We start from the raw sequence: 18,353 nt of genomic DNA on the forward strand, positions 1-18,353 counted from the left end.
CCAACACTCATCACTGATAATTTACCAAGATAAGCAATATAACGTTCTAGCACTCACGGTTGATTTCCAGACCTTAATAAAGCCGCACCTAAATTCTTAAGCGCAAACTAGCTCTTAGCTTAAGCCAGAAGAGATATAGTCTAAGTAAACACCCATTTCCTTACCAGCATCTGAACCAACTAAACTAGCGGTTACTTGTTTAATTGCTTGGATAGCTTGCACGGTAGCACCAACGGGAACACCTAAGGAGTTGTAGGTTTCCTTCAAGCCATTTAGTACACGCTCATCCAAAATGGAAGGATCGCCAGCTAACATAGCGTAGGTAGCATAGCGGAGGTAGTAGTCTAAGTCACGGATGCAAGCAGCATAACGGCGGGTAGTATACATGTTGCCGCCGGGACGGGTGATGTCAGAGTATAGCAAAGATTTTGCTACAGCTTCTTTGACGATCGCAGCAGCGTTGGCGCTGATGGTGCTAGCAGCACGTACCCGCAGTTCGCCAGTGGAGAAATAGCTTTTTAGCTTCTCTAAAGCAGAAGAGTCGAGGTACTTACCTTGAACGTCTGCGGAGTTAATGACAGCGGTAATTGCGTCTTGAGCCATGTTGTTAATTCCTTATTTCCAACCGTATTGCAATACTTCTGTTTCAGTAGGTAAACAGTTTCACCCTACAGTAGGGCGCCAACTAGGTAGTCGAAGTAGTTACCAGCTTCAGCAGCGTCTTCGCCAGACAGCAAGGTAGCAGAGACATTCTTCAACCCACGGATACCTTCAGCAACACCATCGATAGGAGTTCCCAAGGACTTGTACAGTTCACGGGCACCGATAACACCAATTTCTTCAATAGGTGTAACATCACCAGCAACGATACCGTAGGTAACGAGGCGGAGGTAGTAATCGAGGTCACGCAGACAAGTAGCAGTCAATTCTTGACCGTAAGCGTTCCCACCAGGAGATACAACATCAGGACGCTTTTGGAACAGTTGATCGCCAGCTTGCTTAACTAGCCGTTCCCGGTTTTCTGACAAAACTTGAGCAATCCGTACACGGCGCTCACCACTTGCAACAAAGGATTTGATCCGATCTAACTCACCAGGGCTGAGATAGCGGGCTTCTGCATCAGCATTCACGATAGCTTTCGTGACGATACTCATTAATGGATTCCTCCAATACGAATGAAACCAGGATTTGATTAAACTGGTGCGACTTGAAATTTGGTTTACTGAGTTTCTTTTCTCGTCTTTTTAGACACAACAGTTTCATCACTGCTACGGCTAATAAATTACGAGTTTGGCTAAGTCAACATAAGTAGACAAGCTTTAAAACTCAATTACCTTCCGCAAAACATTTTCCGGTATTCTGTTGAGCATTTATGACTGTTCTTAACACTTTGTAATATTGCTTTTCAGAATTCACTGTTTTAGCTGCAATCTGAGAGCGGTCTTACGAAAGGTTACGAAAAGGTTACAAAGGGGACAGGGAACAGGGAACAGCAAATAATCTGTACCCTATTCCCTAATCTCTAATCAACCGCTACACTGCCGAGGTAGTTACCTGCCATCAGTGATGGGAAGCGGTTGTAAGGCACAACATCTTCACCGAAGTAGCGGCTATATTCTGGACTTTCGAGTATTGCTTCTACAGCAGCTGACAAACCGCGATCGGTCAGCTGCTGGTTATACTGGCGAATTTCTTCCTGAGTTGCGGGTGTACGCCCCAACAGGTGACGGAAGAGGAACTCAATCACCTTGGCATGAGGATAAGGTGATAAGAAGCGCTGCCGATAGATTTCGGAACTGGCTAGTTCACGCACAAACTCCCGGATGGAAATTTCACCATTCTGGAGTTTGCCCTCTAGGTCAATACGGCGGAAATGATCAGGCACTTCCTCGCTAAATACATCCAACACTTGACGGTAAATGGCGTTGATTGCCTGTTGTCTTTCGGTTTGGTTGGTGTTTTCCGTGAGACGATAAATACGTGCATGTTTACGCACACCTAGTTCCACAGATTGGCCGCTACCATCGTTGTAGGAACGACCCAGTTCAGCAAATGATGGCTGGCTCTGGTTTAGACCATTTGCTTGGGCTGCTATATCTGCGATCGCCTGCGTCGAAAGCGGTGTATTGTTACTAACTCCGACGCGCGGTTGCACTGGCTTAAAGCTCGGTACAACTACCTCATCGTTTTGCTTAGTAAGCTGGTTGTACAGCTTCTCGGTATTCGGGAAGTTTGCCGCAGGTAGGGTCGGGAAGCGACGGTAAGGCACCGTATCTTCACCAAACACTTGGTTATATTCCACACTTTCTACCAGGGCATTAATAAAGGCACGAATACCTTGAGTAGCCAATATCTGGTTATACTTGCGGATTTCGGCTTGGTCTAATGGCGCACGTCCCAGGAAGTGCTTAGTTCCCAATTCAATCACTTTGGTATTGGGGTAGGGTGTGTAGAACTCTTTCAGGTAGAGGTTAGAGTAACCCAAACCTTCAATAAATTCCTTCACACTGATTTCGCCATTCCCCAGCTTGCTTTCCCACGCCGTAAATTCATTTTTGGCGATGTAGGGTGCAATATCCCGTTCAAAAATCTGACGATATGCAGCGCTAATCAAAGTTTGGACTGCAACTTTGTCACTGGTATTGGATACCAGCTTGAAGATTTTGGTTTGTTCCCGTTGCTTGCTGACACCTTGGTTAATGCGGAACTGAATATCTGGTTCTGATCGGTTTTCTGTAACTGTACCCAGTGTCACAAAGCTCGGCGTTACTTCCTTCTGGACTTTGATGCCGATATCTTCGCCAATGCTACCAACGCGCAATTGTCGCCCAGTTACACCACCAGGAGTCAGATACCGTTCGTAAGGAATCGTATCTTCACCAAATGCTTCGTTGTATTCTACGCTGTTAATAATGGCATCAACCACCCCGTAAAAGCCCTGTTTGGAAGCAATGTCAAAGTACTTGTTGTTTTCTTGACGGCCATAGGTTGGACGACCCAACAAGCGGCGGTGAATATACTCGATCGCTTTACAAACATACAGCGATGTCCAGTACAGATTGCGGAATACATCCGACTTAGCTAAAGCGCGGATAAACTCCCGCACAGAGATGTCGCCGTTTTCCAGCTTGATTTCCAATACCTTCGGGCGCTGACCTTCGTAGAGATCCCGACCGAAAACTTGCAAATAAGCAGCTCTAATCACTGCTTGGGTGGAGCTTTCGGAGAATCTGACGCTAGAACCTTTGGGAGCCTTTTTACCAATAGTACCAGGCAGTTGATCTAACTTGAACACCTTGGGACCTAGAGTCCCAGGAGCTTCACCCCGCGCCTTGGGATTGCTATTTTGGTTATTAATCCCTGCTCCTTGGTGAATTAGGATGCGTTTGGTATCCTTGCCAAAAGGAGCCGGACGGGTGCTGGGGTTGCGAGTTTCTTTCGGGAAAATCGCCCCAAACTGAATTTCCAAGGGGTCATTTCCAGAACCGTAAGGATGTTGGTCTGGTAGGGGTTGCTCGTAAGCAGCAAATGTGGTAAGAAACTGAGGTATCTTGCGGAAAGGCGCACTGTAGTTAAACAGGTCTTGCTGCGGTCCCCAGTTGCGACATTCTTGTGCTTCTTGACCCAGACCTCGGAGGTAGGGCACTGTCTCTTCGCCAAAATAGTCGCCATATTCAGCAGAATCTACTAAGGCATCTACCAAGGCTGGTAGACCACCGTTAGAAATAATCGAAAAGTATTTTTGTACTTCTTCGCGGCTACTTGGCCCCCGTCCTAGAATATGACGGAAAGCTAGTTCGATGACTCGGCTGTTAATAAAAGGCTGGTAAAACTGTTTTTGGTAAAGGGGAGATTTAGTTAGACGACGGACAAACTCCTTCATAGAGATGTCGCCATTCTTCACCTTGGATTCTAGGTCAGATATCGACAAGCTATAAGCACGGGTAATATCACGCTCAAAGATTTGCCGATATGCAGCCTTGATTACCTCATTTTTTTCGCTACTTGATAACCCAGTTTTCATTACGAACTTGGGACGTCGTTCTGCGGCATTAAAGTAAATTTGCGGCAGTTGCAACCCTTGCTGGTCGCTAGAGGGGCGTTGACGCACTTTATTTGAAGGTGTGGCTGCTTTGAATTCTGTTAACAAAACATCCATGTACTGAGACACAATTTCTGTAGCCTCAGCATCGTTGCGAAAAAAGGAAAGTGACCCGGCTTTGATTTCCTGCAAAGCTACTAGCGTTGCTTCACCAGAGCAGGCATTTTCAATTATTTCCCGCAAACCCCGTGTATTCACCGCTATGATGTTGGGGTCGCCAGCAACGATCGCATAAGTAGCGTAACGCAAGAACCAGGATAAATCCCGCAAGCTCTTGGCCATGTTGCTTGGGCCATAACGAGCAATGTTAATTGGTCTGAAACCTGGGGGTATCGGACCGCTGGGAGATGAGTTAAAGATTGAGCGTAAATTTTCTAGGAACCCACCACGACTTTCAACGTAGGTTACAGTTCCTAGTTGCATCCCTTGCTGAACATTAGCACCAGCACTAACAGGTACTATTTCTATTTCTCTGGGCTTTTCTAAAAAAGCCATTGGCGAACCACCGACAAAAATCCGGTTGGCAGCGCGAGATACGATAATCTCGGCATTATCCGTCAGCGTCTGGGAAATTTCTAGACGCTTTGCACCAGATGCAAAATAGCTTGCCAGTTCATTTAATTCACCATTTCCCAAAAAGCGGTCTTGCTGATCCGCTTGGGTAATTGTGGCTACAGTTAGGGTTTGATATAGTTGCGGACGCGCAACTGAGCTTCCACCACTCGCCTTAACACTCATCGGCTTTGTAAAACTCCCATCATAATCGTTTATATGTTAAGTCTGGGTCGTTTTGAGGCTTGACACATCGGTGTGTCTATGCTTTATGAACTTGAAAGTACTGCCTGCAAAAGTGCCAGTAAATTAACCCAGTTAGCTTTTAGATTAGAACGTTTTGCGTTCTTAAGGCTGGTTTATTAAGAAGTGTATAGAACCTCGATCTCGAATGTATCCAGTCTTAAAATGCTTACCTCGGTTTGCCTGAGATAAAATATAAGTTTTGTAACTAAGTAGGAGGTTGAGAACTGTCTACCGATTTCTTTTTTTTCCATCCCGTCATCTGCTGTTGATAAATTTAACAAAGTTTAGGGGTTTAAGTCCCCTGCTTCTTAAGCAGAACGTTTTGGGTCGGGGTCTAAATACCCGGACGCTCGCAGACTCGCTACCGCTTCGCTAACACAAAACTGACTTCCGACTTCCGACTTCCGACTTCGTTTAATTTCTCCTCGGCTCTCCTGCTTCCTAGTCACCGGACAGTGATGATTAGACGATGTTAAGTTATTTTTAATACTAATAAAATTATACTTACAACTGATACCGGGCTGGAAGTAATTCTTAATTTATGGTGGTTTAATCTGTAAATATCGGTATTTACATAGAGGGAAAATACTATGGACAAAAGTTGTAAATTTAACTATTTATTCAATGTTACCCTGTGTGCGATCGCAATTATTTTGGCTGTGACTCCGGCAAATGCGCTTCCAGAACAAAACATTAACAGTGTTGTGAAATGGGCAAAAACCAGACCTCAATTACCAACTCTGAGATATAACAGCGAAGCCCACGGCTACGAGGGTACAAAGGGAAAATTATACTTTTATGCTGATGTCACTTCTGAAAATGGGACAGTGACTAAAGAAGGAATAACTATGAGTGGTGACTCAAGCCTCAAATTCACCACAAAAAATGCGAAAGCAGTAAAATTGTTACAAAATATTTATAATTTTAATATTGCCAATGACTTCCAGAAGTCTCGATATATCACCAAAGTTGGACGTGACCAGTTTTATCGCGGGCAAAAGTTTGCTTACATCGCTGCTGAGGTACGGGATGGGTCAGCATTGCTGATAATTCCCTTGAATAAGTTGCAAGAGTTTATAGATAATGCCAAATATTGCCAAACCAATCAATGCGACATTTAATTAAGCTTGTAGCCTGTAATTGATATAAGCATTATCAGTAAACAAAGGCACGCAATCACTAATGTTGTAGGCGGTGGACAGTTCAACATCTGACTCAAAACCTTTTTCAATCAACTCTTTACCCGAACTGCATTTTTTCAAGTACCCCAGTAAATCCTGCCGGAAAGCCTGAAATGTTGCCACAGCCACTTCAGCTTCTGGTGACAAATTACCATTTAAATAACTGAGAATTGCCCCAGCACCAATTAAATCTTCAAATGCAGGTCGTAGGCTACCATCATCTTTCCACCTCTCACCGGCAGGAATCACAGCGATTTTATCGCCATACTTTTGAGCAAACTCCGCTACAGCTTGGCAATTTCGCAAGCAACCCGCCAAAGTTGGTGTATTGCCTGTATGTAAGGTCAGAAAAGAACCATTAGGTGAGGGTAAAACTAATCTAGTTCCAGTCGGAATCTGAACAACTGATTTTGGCGAGAGAGAATATCCTGTTGTAGTCCAACGTTGTCTGTGACTTGCTAACTCTGCTCGCACTGACTTGGCATAATCTATAACAGATTCATCTCTGATTGTGTATGGAAAAATTATCGCGCCATTGTTGGTGGCAATTTCCACGCAGGTAGAAAAAGAGAGAACATCAACTATCACAATTACATCACTGATAGGAGCGAGTTGAGCAACTCCTTGTAAGCCCCATTCACAGCGTAAATCAAATTCTGATTGGTTGTAAATCATTGATGCGATCGCAAAAGACAATATGATCAAAATCAAACCATAGATAAATAAACCTAGTGTAAATAATTAAAGGTTTGTAGTCAGCACGAAGAGTGCTAATTTTAGAGCTTCAGCCCTCTCTACGAGAAGCTACGCGTAGCTTGCTTCCCTTAAGGCGTACACTACGAACTAAAAATTAGCTGCAAGTAGGTCAGCAGTTATAATCAATATAAAACTTCAAAGTTCAAAATATTAATTTCAAAATAGTCATCCACTAGTCACGCAACGCATAAGACAGCAGAATACTGAAATTTTAGCCTATTTGTGTACCTGAAGTGTCCAGCATTCGCTAAACTCATAAATACTGCGTTATTCCTCATCATGTCCGATTCCCAAACTGTTAGTGTTGCTGTTGCCAAACTCTACAATACCTATCCATTTCCCTATGCCATCTAAAGATATATTTCATCAATCTGTCCGCACTGCTCTAAAAAAAGATGGTTGGATCATTACCCATGATCCACTGCATCTGAAAGTTGATGACATTGAATTTTTTGTGGATTTAGGAGCAGAAAGATTATTAGCTGCACAAAAACAAGGTCAAAAAATAGCCGTAGAAGTTAAATCCTTTATAGGTGCGTCGGAAGTAACTGAATTTCATCTCGCTTTAGGTCAAACCCTGAATTATCGGCTAGCATTAAAAAAAGAAGAGCCAGAACGCCTTTTATATCTAGCTATTAGCCAAGATACATACCAAGACTTTTTCTCACGTCAATTTATTCAAGATTCTTTAAAAGAATATCAAATTAAACTTTTAATATTTAATTCGTTAAGTCAGGACATTGTTTTATGGAAGGAATAAATTACTCTCAAATCATTCAAGATATTTTAAGTAACCATTCCGCTAATGACGTGGCTAATGGCTCAGAAGTTCAATTGTTGTTTGACGCAGAACGCCATCATTATCAAGTCTTAAATATTGGCTGGAAAGAACAACGGAGAATTTATGGAGTCATCATTCATGTTGATATCAAAGACACAAAATTTTGGATACAAAGAGATGGTACAGAAATCGGCATCGCTAACGAATTAATCGCGGCTGGAGTCCCTAAAGAAGATATTGTATTAGGTTTTCACGCTCCTTATAAACGCGAATTTACAGACTTTGCTGTTGAATAATTAAGTAGAGCGGCGTGAATAATTCAAGGTTTGTAGTAAGGACTTTAGTCCTAATTTGAGGGCTGAAGCCCTGACTACGAACAATAGTAGTCTTTGCCCTAATCAACCACTATCCGCTAAACTCAGAAATACTGCGTTATTCCTGATCATGTCCGATTCCCAAACTGTTAGTGCTGCTGTTGCCAAACTCTACAATACCTACCCCTTTCCGCCGGAAGCCCTATTGGATGAACCACCTCCAGGTTACAACTGGCGTTGGAATTGGCTAGCCGCTCATAATTTTTGCACAGGTCAAAAACCCCAAAAGCAAGATATTCGGATTTTAGATGCAGGTTGCGGTACTGGTGTGGGTACAGAGTACTTGGTTCACCTCAATCCTCAAGCTTCTGTTGTGGGAATTGACCTCAGTACTGGCGCTTTGGCTGTAGCCAAAGAACGTTGTCAGCGTTCTGGGGCTAACCGCGTTGAATTTCATCACCTCAGCTTGTTTGACGTGGAACAGTTAACGGGTGAGTTTGATTTAATTAACTGTGTTGGTGTTTTGCATCATACCCCCGATCCGATTCGTGGTATTCAAGCCTTGGCGAAGAAGTTAGCCCCAGGCGGCTTGATGCACATTTTTGTGTATGGAGAATTGGGACGCTGGGAAATTCAACTCATGCAAAAAGCGATCGCACTGATTCAAGGTGACAAAAAAGGCGACTACCGCGATGGTGTCCAAGTCGGGCGACAAATATTCGCTTCTTTACCAGAAAATAACCGAATTGTCAAATATGATAAACAACGTTGGTCACTAGAAAACCACAAGGATGAAAACTTTGCTGATATGTACGTTCATCCCCAAGAAATTGACTACAACATTGAGACGCTGTTTGAATTAATTGATGCTTCGGGATTGGAGTTTATTGGTTTCTCGAATCCGAGTTTCTGGGATTTGGAGAGACTTTTGGGTAAAGCACCAGAGTTAGTAGAACGCACAAAAGATTTAAGCGATCGCCAGCTTTACCGTCTGATAGAATTACTAGATCCAGAAGTAACTCATTACGAGTTTTTCCTTGGTCGTCCTCCCTTAATCAAAGCCGACTGGACAGAGGATAAGGCTCTATTGACGGCGACTCCTGAACTTAATCCTTGTATTCAAGGATTTCCCAGTCAATGTTTGTTTAATTACGATTACCAGATTGTTAATTTATCAGTAGCAGAGTTTGAATTTATGCAAAAGTGTGATAATAATTCCACAGTTGCAGAGATTTTGGCAGGTGTAGAACTGGGATTGGATGGGGTAAAAAGGCTTCTTCAGCAACAGCTGATTTTATTGACACCTGCTTAATTACACTGCACTCGGATACTGAATTAACATTCATAAATTTATACTCGTGGTCAGGAGCGATCGCCCATCACCACTTTTGGTAAATTAATGTAAATTAGAAAAGTGTCCCAGAAACGGGGTATTATACATCCCAAAAGTTGGAGTTTTCTGGAATTCAGCAGTGGTGCAATGTTTAATGACAAGCCGCTACTCTTCGATTTCGGATTTGCGGTATGTCCATATACTCCTCAAGCACCAGTTGATTTTAGTTACAACAACTTGAGCAAACACCAAGATGCTATCTCACGACTTTGAAGGACAATTATTTCCTCAAAAAAGCTGGAATTGGAAGAAATTTTGAATTTTCAGGCAGCGATTATTGATTATTCACCCTCTGGGTCCCTCACATCATCAGCCGCTCTCTCGCTTCTGGGGACGCGACTTTAATGACTGTCTAACCTTGGCAAAAGTTAATTGTTTTTCCCTAAAGTATTGTTACCGGATCGTGATATGATTCAGCTGACTGAATGTGTAGTCATCATAATTTAGCTGTACTGGTTTCAAGTCTCGTGAGCTTGTCTGACGAATCAATTGCGCCCACTCCGACAACGCAACAAGATGCTAAAACTGGTTCTGAAGACACAGAATCAGGTAAGTCCATGCAAGAGTTCCATCAGCTCTTCCAGCGATTGTTGGTAATCACGCTTGTCTTGACGGGGGTTATTTTTATCTCTGTGTGGATTTTTTATTCCTTGAACATTGCCCTAAATTATTTAATTGGGGCGTGTACAGGTGTGGTTTACTTAAAAATGCTGGCTAAAGACGTTGAGCAGCTCGGTAGTGAGAAAACCAGTCTGAGCAAAACTCGTTTTGCTCTGTTTATGGGAGTGATGATCGTGGCAACTCAATGGCGTGAGCTACAGATTCTCCCCATTTTTTTGGGATTTCTGACTTACAAAGCCACGCTACTCGTGTATATGGTGCAAATTGCGTTCATTCCTGATTCTTAAAAAGTCAGGCTCACAAACATAGTAATCCCATCCTCGATCGTTGGGGAAAATGCTTGAAGAATGCAAATGCTTAGTGTCTTAAACGCCTTTAATTCTTTTCCCCTCGCCGCATTAGAAGTAGGTCAACATTTCTACTGGCAGTTGGGCAATCTTAAAATTCATGGGCAAGTTTTTCTCACCTCATGGTTTGTGATTAGCATTTTAGTAGTGGCTTCAATCGCAGCTACTCGTAATGCACAAAGAATTCCCAGTGGCATCCAAAATTTGATGGAATATGCCCTAGAATTTATTCGTGGTTTGGCGAAAGACCAACTAGGTGAGAAAGATTACCGCCCTTGGGTGCCATTTATTGGCACATTGTTTCTGTTTATTTTCGTATCGAACTGGTCAGGGGCGTTAATTCCCTGGAAGCTCATCAAGCTGCCTTCGGGTGAATTGGCAGCTCCCACCAATGACATCAATACGACTGTTGCATTGGCACTGCTGACCTCTTTAGCGTATTTTTACGCAGGTTTTAGCAAGCGTGGTTTGGGCTACTTTAAGAAATATATAGAGCCGACACCCATTCTATTGCCGATCGCAATTCTCGAAGATTTCACTAAGCCCCTCTCCCTAAGCTTCCGGCTATTTGGCAATATATTAGCGGATGAATTGGTAGTAGCGGTGCTGGTTCTGCTAGTTCCTCTATTTGTACCTCTACCTGTAATGGCTTTGGGTTTGTTTACCAGTGCCATTCAAGCCCTGGTTTTTGCTACCCTAGCTGGAGCATACATTCATGAGGCGATCGAGGGACATGGTGAAGAAGAGCATGAGGAGCATTAAACTTCTCAGTTGATAGCACAGTTCCAAGAGCATGTTCGCTCAAAACATCGCAAAGCGCGATCAAAGAACCCGGTGCAGCGTGAAAAACACGTTTCTAGTCGTTAAGTACATTTGTTAGTTTTGTAATCAAACCAAGGAAAATCAACATGGACCCATTAGTGCAAGCTGCTTCAGTTCTCGCTGCTGCTTTAGCGATTGGTTTAGCTGCAATTGGACCTGGAATTGGTCAAGGAAATGCTGCTGGACAAGCAGTAGAAGGTATTGCCCGTCAACCAGAAGCAGAAGGAAAAATTCGCGGTACCCTGCTATTAACCTTGGCTTTCATGGAATCCCTGACTATTTATGGTCTAGTTATTGCCCTGGTATTACTGTTTGCTAATCCCTTCGCAGGATAAGACCTAAAAGTTTTTGTGAGTGTGGAGACGTGAACCATCACGCCTCTACAATATTTTGGATTTTGGATTTTGGATTATCAAGAGTTTTCGGTACATACCCGTAAGCTTGTTGGTAGAACATATCTAAAGTCGTCAATCTAAAATACCCAGAACAACATACCCTTGGGTTAGTATTAATCCAAAATCGCAAATCCGAAATACCAAATAGCCTGCCCCTTGTTGGCTCTGGGTTTCTAAAATATGAAAGATTGGATGATGTTGCTAGCCATGAAAACTGCTACTCCAGCCAAAGAGGAGAGAAATGTTTGATTTCAATGCTACCTTGCCCTTCATGGCATTGCAGTTCCTGCTATTGGCAGCTTTGTTGAATGTAATTTTCTACAAGCCACTGACCAAGGTACTCGACGATCGCGATAATTATATCCGAACGAATACCCTTGAGGCAAAGGAAAGCTTGGCAAAAGCCGAGCGTTTAGCCGCCGAATATGAGCAGCAACTCGCAGATGCTCGCAGACAATCGCAAGCTACTGTAGAAGCAGCTCAACAAGAAGCTAAGAAAATTACTGCCGAGAAAATCGCTGAAGCCCAAAAAGAAGCTCAGTCTCAACGAGAACAAGCTGCTGTTGAAATAGAACAACAAAAGCAGGAAGCTTTACATACCTTAGAGCAACGAGTTGATGCTCTAAGCAGGCAGATTCTAGAAAAACTATTGGGGCCAACTCTAGTTAGATAAGCTAACAAGACTGGTTCTATCAAAGCATACGCGCAACTGGGCACTAGTCCAGAGCGCTTAATTAAGTGTCAAAAAAAGGCACTTTTTCCCTACTAGATAAAGATACTTTATTTACTACGGGAAAAGATACTTTATCTCCCTTCGGGAAAATACTAACGTATTAGCAAGCGAGCAGCGCACTTGTAAATGGGTATCATGGGCACATTCTTATTAATTGCCGCAGAAGCAAACGCTGTTCACTCTGAATTGGCAGAAGGCGCAGCAGAAGGTGGTTTCGGTCTAAACTTAGACATTTTTGAAACCAACCTGATAAATCTAGCGATTCTGATTGGCATATTATTCTACTTCGGACGGAAAGTTTTAAGCAAGATCCTGAACGAGCGACAATCCAATATTGCCACTGCAATTCAGGAAGCAGAAGGGCGCTCAAAAGAGGCAAAGATTGCCTTATCCAAAGCGCAAGAGCAGTTGAAGCAATCTCAGGCAGAGGCACAACGCATTCGCAAATCTGCCGAAGAAAACGCCCAAAAGGCGAAAGAAGCCTTGTTAGCAAAGGCAGTGCAAGACGTAGAACGCTTGAAACAAACAGCAGCAGCAGATTTAAACACCGAAACAGAGCGAGCGATCGCTCAACTGCGGCAACGAGTTGCTACACTAGCATTGCAAAAAGTCGAATCGCAACTCAAAGGCGGGATTGCCGACGATGCTCAACAAAGTTTAATTGACCGCAGCATCGCACAACTCGGAGGCAATGTATGACCAGCCAAGTAGCAGCAGCCGAAGTAGCCCAACCTTACGCACAGGCACTTTTGTCAATAGCGCAATCGAAAAATTTGACAGAGGAGTTCGGGGAAGATGCGCGTACTTTCCTGGGACTGCTGAGAGCAGACAAACAGCTACAAAACTTCTTCAGCAACCCGTTTGTTCAGTCTGAGAACAAAAAAGCTCTGATCAAACAAATACTCGGTGAAGGCGCTAACCCGTACTTACGCAATTTTTTGCTAATACTGGTAGATAAACGGCGCATTGCCTTCTTGGAATCAATTTTTCAACAATATCTGGCGCTGTTGCGGCAGCTGAATCAAACCGTATTAGCGGAAGTAATTTCAGCCGTTCCCCTCACAGAAGCTCAACAGCAGGCAATCATCCAAAAGGTCATTGCCATCACGAATGCTCGTCAGGTAGAACTAGAAACCAAGGTAGACAACGAGTTAATTGGTGGTGTGATCATTAAAGTAGGCTCGCAGGTAATTGATGCCAGTATTCGGGGTCAGTTGCGCCGCCTTTCATTGCGCTTAACCAGTGGTTAGAAAGTTAGGAGTTAGAACTTAGGAGCAGAGACGCGATTAATCGCGTCTGTACAGGAGTTAGAAGTTAGGAGTTAAGTAAATAGTAATTTATTTTGACTTTATAACTTGTAATTTTTGCATTTTTAACTCATCACTCATCACTCCTAACTGAATTAATTTTTCAGTCTCGAAACCAAAAAAGATAGACACATGAGCATATCAATTAGACCTGACGAAATTAGCAGCATTATCCAACAACAAATCGAGCAATACGACCAAGAGGTCAAAGTTGCTAACGTTGGTACTGTTCTACAAGTAGGTGACGGTATTGCCCGGATTTATGGTCTGGAAAAGGCGATGTCTGGGGAACTCTTAGAATTTGAAGATGGCACAATTGGCATCGCCCAGAACTTAGAAGAAGACAATGTGGGCGCGGTGCTGATGGGTGAAGGGCTGGAAATTCAAGAAGGTAGTACTGTAACCGCTACTGGGAGAATTGCCCAAGTACCCGTAGGAGAAGCCTTAATTGGACGAGTTGTAGACGCTTTGGGTCGTCCGATTGATGGTAAGGGAGATATCAAGACTTCAGAAAGCCGTTTGATTGAATCTCCAGCACCCGGTATCATTGCCCGTCGGTCTGTACACGAACCCATGCAAACGGGTATCACAGCGATTGACTCAATGATTCCCATCGGTCGTGGTCAACGGGAATTGATTATTGGCGATCGCCAAACCGGTAAAACTGCGATCGCTATTGACACGATTATCAATCAAAAAGAAGAAGATGTAATTTGTGTCTACGTTGCGATCGGTCAAAAAGCTTCCACTGTAGCTAACGTGGTGCAGACATTGCAAGAAAAAGGCGCACTTGATTACACCGTCGTTGTCGCCGCTAGTGCCAGTGAACCTGCAACCCTACAATATCTAGCTCCCTACACAGGCGCAAGTATTGCCGAGTACTTTATGTACAAGGGTAAAGCTACCCTTGTAATTTACGATGACCTCTCCAAGCAAGCCCAAGCTTATCGGCAAATGTCCCTACTGCTGCGTCGTCCACCCGGACGCGAAGCCTACCCTGGAGATGTATTCTACATCCACTCCCGCTTGTTAGAAAGAGCAGCAAAGCTGAGTGACGAATTAGGTAAAGGCAGTATGACCGCCCTACCAATTATCGAAACCCAAGCTGGTGACGTTTCAGCATACATCCCCACCAACGTAATTTCCATTACCGATGGTCAGATATTCCTGTCTTCTGACCTGTTTAACTCTGGTATCCGTCCGGCTGTAAACCCTGGTATTTCCGTATCCCGCGTGGGTTCTGCGGCTCAAACCAAGGCAATGAAAAAAGTTGCCGGTAAGATTAAATTGGAACTAGCACAATTTGACGACCTGCAAGCCTTCGCCCAATTTGCTTCCGACTTAGATAAAGCCACTCAAGACCAGTTGGCACGGGGTGAACGGTTGCGCGAACTCCTCAAGCAGCCACAAAATTCACCACTCTCGGTATACGAACAAGTGGCAATTTTATACGCCGGTATTAATGGGTACTTAGATGATGTTCCTGTAAATCAAGTAACCACCTTTACCAAAGGTCTGCGTGAATACTTAAAGACTGGGAAAACCCAGTATGCACAGGGCGTACAAGCATCTAAAGCACTAGGTGACGCAGAAGAAACTGCCTTGAAGGAAGCACTCACCGAATACAAGAAGACCTTCAAAGCTTCAGCGTAATTAGTCATTAGTCATTAGTCATTAGTCATTGGTAAATAACTAATGACTAGTGACAAAGGACAAAGCGCAAAGTCTGAGCGGAGGTTTCCTCCGATCAGAACTTTGTAAGAGAGGACAAATGACTAAGCACTAAAAACAATAATATGGCCAATCTAAAAGCAATACGCGATCGCATTCAGTCGGTCAAAAACACCAAGAAAATTACAGAAGCCATGCGCCTAGTTGCGGCAGCTAGAGTGCGTCGGGCGCAAGAACAAGTGCTAGCGACTCGCCCCTTTGCCGATCGCTTGGCACAAGTATTATATGGTTTACAAAGTCGTCTAAGATTTGAAGAAGCAAACCTGCCACTGCTGAAAAAACGCCAAGTTAAGTCAGTCGGGCTGTTGGTCATTTCAGGCGATCGCGGTTTATGCGGCGGCTACAATAATAACGTTATCCGTCGTGCAGAAAACCGCGCCAAGGAAATTAAGGCAGAAGGTTTAGACTACACATTTGTAATCGTTGGGCGCAAAGCTACACAGTACTTTCAACGCCGCAGTCAGCCCATAGATGCCACCTACAGCGGCTTAGAGCAAATTCCCACCGCAGCCGAAGCCAATCAGATTGCTGACCAACTACTTTCCTTATTCCTTTCGGAAAAAGTAGACCGCATCGAATTAATCTATACCAGATTCCTTTCCCTGGTTAGCTCGCGTCCTGTGGTGCAAACCTTACTGCCCCTCGATCCGCAAGGTCTAGAAGCAGCCGATGATGAAATCTTCCGGTTGACATCCCGTGGCGGTAAATTTGAAGTAGAACGGGAAAAAGTGACTAAGCAAGTCCGCCTGCTGGCTCCTGATATGATTTTCGAGCAAGATCCAGTGCAGATTCTCGATTCTTTGTTGCCCCTGTATCTGAGTAACCAGTTATTGCGGGCGTTGCAAGAATCGGCAGCTAGTGAACTAGCAGCGCGGATGACAGCCATGAGTAATGCCAGCGATAACGCCGGTGAACTGATTGACACCCTCACGCTGTCTTATAACAAAGCCCGACAAGCTGCAATTACCCAAGAACTCCTTGAAGTTGTGGGCGGCGCTGAAGCACTAACTTAGGATATAGCTAATTGTTAGTTGCGATAATAGCCAATTGGTAATATTTTCAGATTAGCAATTGGCTATTTTATTTCTGGTAAATTCGCTGTTTCCTTCGGCTCATTCAATGCTGCTAGAAAAGCGAACTGCTGCTGGGGTTGTTCTGCAAGCCTTTGCGCGACATCTGGAACCACAAGGGCGAATCTTTAGATTTTAAAATAGAAACCTTTGTTAAACAGCAACCAAATATTTTTTGTCTAGTAACACATTTCAAACATTGCGTATTATAATTGAATAATGAAGCGCATGGGTCCGTCACGGTTTCGACAGGTTGGCGAACGCTGCTCTGTGATTCAGGTCGAGAGTGAGTCTCCTCTCGGAAATCAAAGGCTCGAAAAAAAAGTAAATGCGAACAACATCGTTAACTTTGCTCGTAAGGACGCTCTAGTAGCTGCCTAAACACCTCTTATAGGTTCGAGCGTCTTTAGTTTGACTCCGTTAAGGACTGAAGACCAAACCCCAACGGATGCTCTAGTAAGCGTTCTCTGGTTGGCTTGCTGGCTAAGATTAAATCAGAGCATCCTACGTTCGGGATAATGAACGATTCCCGCCTTGAGGGTCAGAAAGGCTAAACCTGTGAATGAGCGGGGGGTCAATACCCAATTTGGACAGCAGTTCGACTCTGCTCGGATCCACTAAAAATAACTAACAAATCCACCAAACACTTTAATGTTTAGGTGGATTTTGTTTTATCTAAACAGAATTCAGAAACAATTGGAGTCCGACTGGTGGATAGCGAGTCCGCGTAGATTGCTTTCCCGTAGGAGTGGGTCTTGATTCTGACTTCTGAATCAACAGCTATTCAACAATCAGCTAATTATTAGACCTCTTGCAAAAGTCGAACACCCGCCCGGAAATAAATTTCCTTTTCTTTAGGACTTACCAAAAATTATCTCAAAAACCTGATTTGTCGTAGCGGTAATTCATGAATTACCGCTACTTCGGAACTTTTTTGCGTAAGCCCTTTTCTTATAGTTCTAGTCGGTTTAAAGCAACTAATGACAGTATTTTTAATCGGTTTAAAGGGAGTTTTGCTATTAACCAGGGGCTTGATTCCCTGGCGGTTCAAGTATTTTTGCAACAGGTTTATTCTGTTTCTGGGGTTGAGTGCGTGGGTTTCCAAACCTCCTTCCTCTTTTTTTAAGTACCCGTCGTAATCGATCTGCACTCAAGCTTACTTGACGCTCAGATGCCAGTTTTTTTGCCAGTTGTTTAGAGTTATAAGTCTGTGGCTCTTGAGCTAAACAATTTTCTAGATAAACCAAATCTGATTCGGAATATCTGGGTTTTCCTCCTCGGCCAGGAGCATCCCAGAGACCTGCTAAACCCATCTTTTCCCAGCGATGAAGGGTTTGACGTACTGTTGAAATTGCCCAGTTTAAGCCTTTAGCAATCTGCTCGTTTTTTAAGCCGCGAGCATTAAGCAGTAAAACTTGAGCTCGATCTTTAGTACGTTGAGGAACATCTTTGGCTTTTCTTAACTCTTCTAAAGTTAGCTTTTCTTCTTTATTTAGAAAGACTTTCAATCGGCATCCCATAAACGATAACCTTTAACACAGTCAACTTTTGGCATTGTTATGTCTATTCACACTTCTATATCTACTACGGCAGGTATTTAATAATATATTGCTAAACTCAATAACAACTATTAAGTATGCCGAAGTTTAGCCTGATGGCTGTTATACGCGAAGTATTAGCTTGAGAACATTGTTAATATTTGGAATTGATCATCGGTAATGAATTTTTGTAAAAAGTTAGGCACACAAAAAAGGACACCCTTAGCCTGTATGGGTATAGAGATTGGATAGCCAGACGCTGTAGCTTATGGCTATGATGAAAATAATTTGTTGGCGTTGTTTTGGTTTATGTTAGGTTGATAATAAAAAAACTGTATCATTAAAATTATTAGATTATTCGTATTCTTACGGTCATTCATCGAAACTTTAAAAATGATTTTTACGCTAGTTTCTACTTGAATGAGCCGGAAAAGATATACAGTCACACTTCTTTTTATTTAAAT

The 18,353-nt window shown here is 43.4% G+C and carries 17 protein-coding genes, 1 other RNA gene and 1 pseudogene; 14 read left to right on the plus strand and 5 right to left on the minus strand.

Going from position 1 to position 18,353, the window contains the following annotated elements; translation table 11 throughout:
- Positions 1-114 precede the first annotated feature (114 nt).
- The 3 genes and pseudogenes from apcB to HWQ38_RS31415 all read right to left on the minus strand — a co-directional run.
- Positions 115-603 (minus strand): allophycocyanin subunit beta, encoded by a 489-nt coding sequence (gene apcB / locus HWQ38_RS31405; RefSeq protein ID WP_292801661.1) that lies wholly within the window; start codon positions 601-603, stop codon positions 115-117.
- A gap of 65 nt (positions 604-668) precedes the next feature.
- On the minus strand, positions 669-1,154 hold the full coding sequence (apcA, locus tag HWQ38_RS31410; RefSeq protein ID WP_292801663.1) for an allophycocyanin subunit alpha: 486 nt from the start codon (positions 1,152-1,154) through the stop codon (positions 669-671).
- 380 nt (positions 1,155-1,534) lie between these two features.
- Positions 1,535-4,840: pseudogene (locus tag HWQ38_RS31415) on the minus strand (phycobilisome rod-core linker polypeptide); the annotation flags it as partial.
- Positions 4,841-5,490: 650 nt separating this feature from the next.
- Here HWQ38_RS31415 and HWQ38_RS31420 point away from each other — a divergent pair.
- Positions 5,491-6,021, plus strand: coding sequence for a hypothetical protein (locus HWQ38_RS31420; protein ID WP_292801665.1), 531 nt, complete (start codon positions 5,491-5,493; stop codon positions 6,019-6,021).
- On the opposite strand, the gene HWQ38_RS31425 is transcribed toward HWQ38_RS31420, so the two are convergent.
- The gene (locus HWQ38_RS31425) at positions 6,022-6,786 is read right to left on the minus strand and encodes a 2-phosphosulfolactate phosphatase (protein WP_292801667.1); all 765 of its coding nucleotides are present in this window, start codon (positions 6,784-6,786) and stop codon (positions 6,022-6,024) included. It lies immediately after the preceding gene.
- 394 nt (positions 6,787-7,180) lie between these two features.
- On the opposite strand from HWQ38_RS31425, the gene HWQ38_RS31430 reads away from it, so the two are divergent.
- From HWQ38_RS31430 to ssrA, 13 genes are all read left to right on the plus strand, one after another.
- Complete coding sequence (locus HWQ38_RS31430) at positions 7,181-7,597, plus strand: XisH family protein (RefSeq protein WP_292801669.1); 417 nt, start codon at positions 7,181-7,183, stop codon at positions 7,595-7,597.
- Positions 7,585-7,914, plus strand: a complete 330-nt coding sequence (locus tag HWQ38_RS31435; protein ID WP_292801671.1) for a XisI protein — start codon at positions 7,585-7,587, stop codon at positions 7,912-7,914. Before HWQ38_RS31430 ends, HWQ38_RS31435 begins: the two co-directional genes overlap by 13 nt.
- A gap of 148 nt (positions 7,915-8,062) precedes the next feature.
- Positions 8,063-9,244 carry a class I SAM-dependent methyltransferase gene (locus HWQ38_RS31440; RefSeq protein WP_292801673.1) on the plus strand — a complete coding sequence of 394 codons (1,182 nt, stop codon included), beginning with the start codon at positions 8,063-8,065 and terminating at the stop codon, positions 9,242-9,244.
- 102 nt (positions 9,245-9,346) lie between these two features.
- A complete protein-coding gene (locus HWQ38_RS31445; RefSeq protein WP_292801675.1) occupies positions 9,347-9,538 on the plus strand; it encodes a hypothetical protein in 192 nt (63 codons plus the stop codon).
- 212 nt (positions 9,539-9,750) lie between these two features.
- Positions 9,751-10,233 carry an ATP synthase subunit I gene (locus tag HWQ38_RS31450; protein WP_292801677.1) on the plus strand — a complete coding sequence of 161 codons (483 nt, stop codon included), beginning with the start codon at positions 9,751-9,753 and terminating at the stop codon, positions 10,231-10,233.
- 60 nt (positions 10,234-10,293) lie between these two features.
- Entirely contained in the window at positions 10,294-11,055 is a 762-nt protein-coding gene (atpB, locus tag HWQ38_RS31455; protein ID WP_292801679.1) for a F0F1 ATP synthase subunit A, read from the plus strand.
- A 146-nt stretch (positions 11,056-11,201) separates the two neighbouring features.
- A complete protein-coding gene (gene atpE, locus HWQ38_RS31460; RefSeq protein WP_196521630.1) occupies positions 11,202-11,450 on the plus strand; it encodes an ATP synthase F0 subunit C in 249 nt (82 codons plus the stop codon).
- A 301-nt stretch (positions 11,451-11,751) separates the two neighbouring features.
- A complete protein-coding gene (locus tag HWQ38_RS31465) occupies positions 11,752-12,183 on the plus strand; it encodes a F0F1 ATP synthase subunit B' (RefSeq protein WP_292801681.1) in 432 nt (143 codons plus the stop codon).
- A gap of 186 nt (positions 12,184-12,369) precedes the next feature.
- On the plus strand, positions 12,370-12,942 hold the full coding sequence (locus HWQ38_RS31470) for a F0F1 ATP synthase subunit B (RefSeq protein WP_292801683.1): 573 nt from the start codon (positions 12,370-12,372) through the stop codon (positions 12,940-12,942).
- Positions 12,939-13,493, plus strand: a complete 555-nt coding sequence (atpH, locus tag HWQ38_RS31475) for an ATP synthase F1 subunit delta (protein WP_292801685.1) — start codon at positions 12,939-12,941, stop codon at positions 13,491-13,493. Before HWQ38_RS31470 ends, atpH begins: the two co-directional genes overlap by 4 nt.
- Before the next feature lie 189 nt (positions 13,494-13,682).
- Positions 13,683-15,203, plus strand: a complete 1,521-nt coding sequence (atpA, locus tag HWQ38_RS31480; RefSeq protein WP_292801687.1) for a F0F1 ATP synthase subunit alpha — start codon at positions 13,683-13,685, stop codon at positions 15,201-15,203.
- Between the two features lie 143 nt (positions 15,204-15,346).
- Positions 15,347-16,294, plus strand: a complete 948-nt coding sequence (locus tag HWQ38_RS31485) for a F0F1 ATP synthase subunit gamma (protein ID WP_292801689.1) — start codon at positions 15,347-15,349, stop codon at positions 16,292-16,294.
- 287 nt (positions 16,295-16,581) lie between these two features.
- Positions 16,582-16,971: a transfer-messenger RNA gene (gene ssrA / locus HWQ38_RS31490) on the plus strand.
- Between the two features lie 399 nt (positions 16,972-17,370).
- On the opposite strand, the gene HWQ38_RS31495 is transcribed toward ssrA, so the two are convergent.
- Positions 17,371-17,871 (minus strand): helix-turn-helix domain-containing protein, encoded by a 501-nt coding sequence (locus HWQ38_RS31495; protein ID WP_292801691.1) that lies wholly within the window; start codon positions 17,869-17,871, stop codon positions 17,371-17,373.
- Positions 17,872-18,353: the final 482 nt, after the last annotated feature.

Source organism: Nostoc sp. NMS7 (assembly GCF_017115085.1).
Lineage (GTDB): Bacteria > Cyanobacteriota > Cyanobacteriia > Cyanobacteriales > Nostocaceae > Nostoc.

What these genes read in the sequence shown, in the direction of transcription:
- apcB (WP_292801661.1), bottom strand. Translation starts at nt 603, where the DNA reads ATGGCTCAAGACGCAATTACCGCTGTCATTAACTCCGCAGACGTTCAA.
- apcA (WP_292801663.1), bottom strand. Translation starts at nt 1,154, where the DNA reads ATGAGTATCGTCACGAAAGCTATCGTGAATGCTGATGCAGAAGCCCGC.
- HWQ38_RS31420 (WP_292801665.1), top strand. Translation starts at nt 5,491, where the DNA reads ATGGACAAAAGTTGTAAATTTAACTATTTATTCAATGTTACCCTGTGT.
- HWQ38_RS31430 (WP_292801669.1), top strand. Translation starts at nt 7,181, where the DNA reads ATGCCATCTAAAGATATATTTCATCAATCTGTCCGCACTGCTCTAAAA.
- HWQ38_RS31435 (WP_292801671.1), top strand. Translation starts at nt 7,585, where the DNA reads ATGGAAGGAATAAATTACTCTCAAATCATTCAAGATATTTTAAGTAAC.
- HWQ38_RS31440 (WP_292801673.1), top strand. Translation starts at nt 8,063, where the DNA reads ATGTCCGATTCCCAAACTGTTAGTGCTGCTGTTGCCAAACTCTACAAT.
- HWQ38_RS31450 (WP_292801677.1), top strand. Translation starts at nt 9,751, where the DNA reads ATGTGTAGTCATCATAATTTAGCTGTACTGGTTTCAAGTCTCGTGAGC.
- atpB (WP_292801679.1), top strand. Translation starts at nt 10,294, where the DNA reads ATGCAAATGCTTAGTGTCTTAAACGCCTTTAATTCTTTTCCCCTCGCC.
- atpE (WP_196521630.1), top strand. Translation starts at nt 11,202, where the DNA reads ATGGACCCATTAGTGCAAGCTGCTTCAGTTCTCGCTGCTGCTTTAGCG.
- HWQ38_RS31465 (WP_292801681.1), top strand. Translation starts at nt 11,752, where the DNA reads ATGTTTGATTTCAATGCTACCTTGCCCTTCATGGCATTGCAGTTCCTG.
- HWQ38_RS31470 (WP_292801683.1), top strand. Translation starts at nt 12,370, where the DNA reads ATGGGTATCATGGGCACATTCTTATTAATTGCCGCAGAAGCAAACGCT.
- atpH (WP_292801685.1), top strand. Translation starts at nt 12,939, where the DNA reads ATGACCAGCCAAGTAGCAGCAGCCGAAGTAGCCCAACCTTACGCACAG.
- atpA (WP_292801687.1), top strand. Translation starts at nt 13,683, where the DNA reads ATGAGCATATCAATTAGACCTGACGAAATTAGCAGCATTATCCAACAA.
- HWQ38_RS31485 (WP_292801689.1), top strand. Translation starts at nt 15,347, where the DNA reads ATGGCCAATCTAAAAGCAATACGCGATCGCATTCAGTCGGTCAAAAAC.
- HWQ38_RS31495 (WP_292801691.1), bottom strand. Translation starts at nt 17,871, where the DNA reads ATGGGATGCCGATTGAAAGTCTTTCTAAATAAAGAAGAAAAGCTAACT.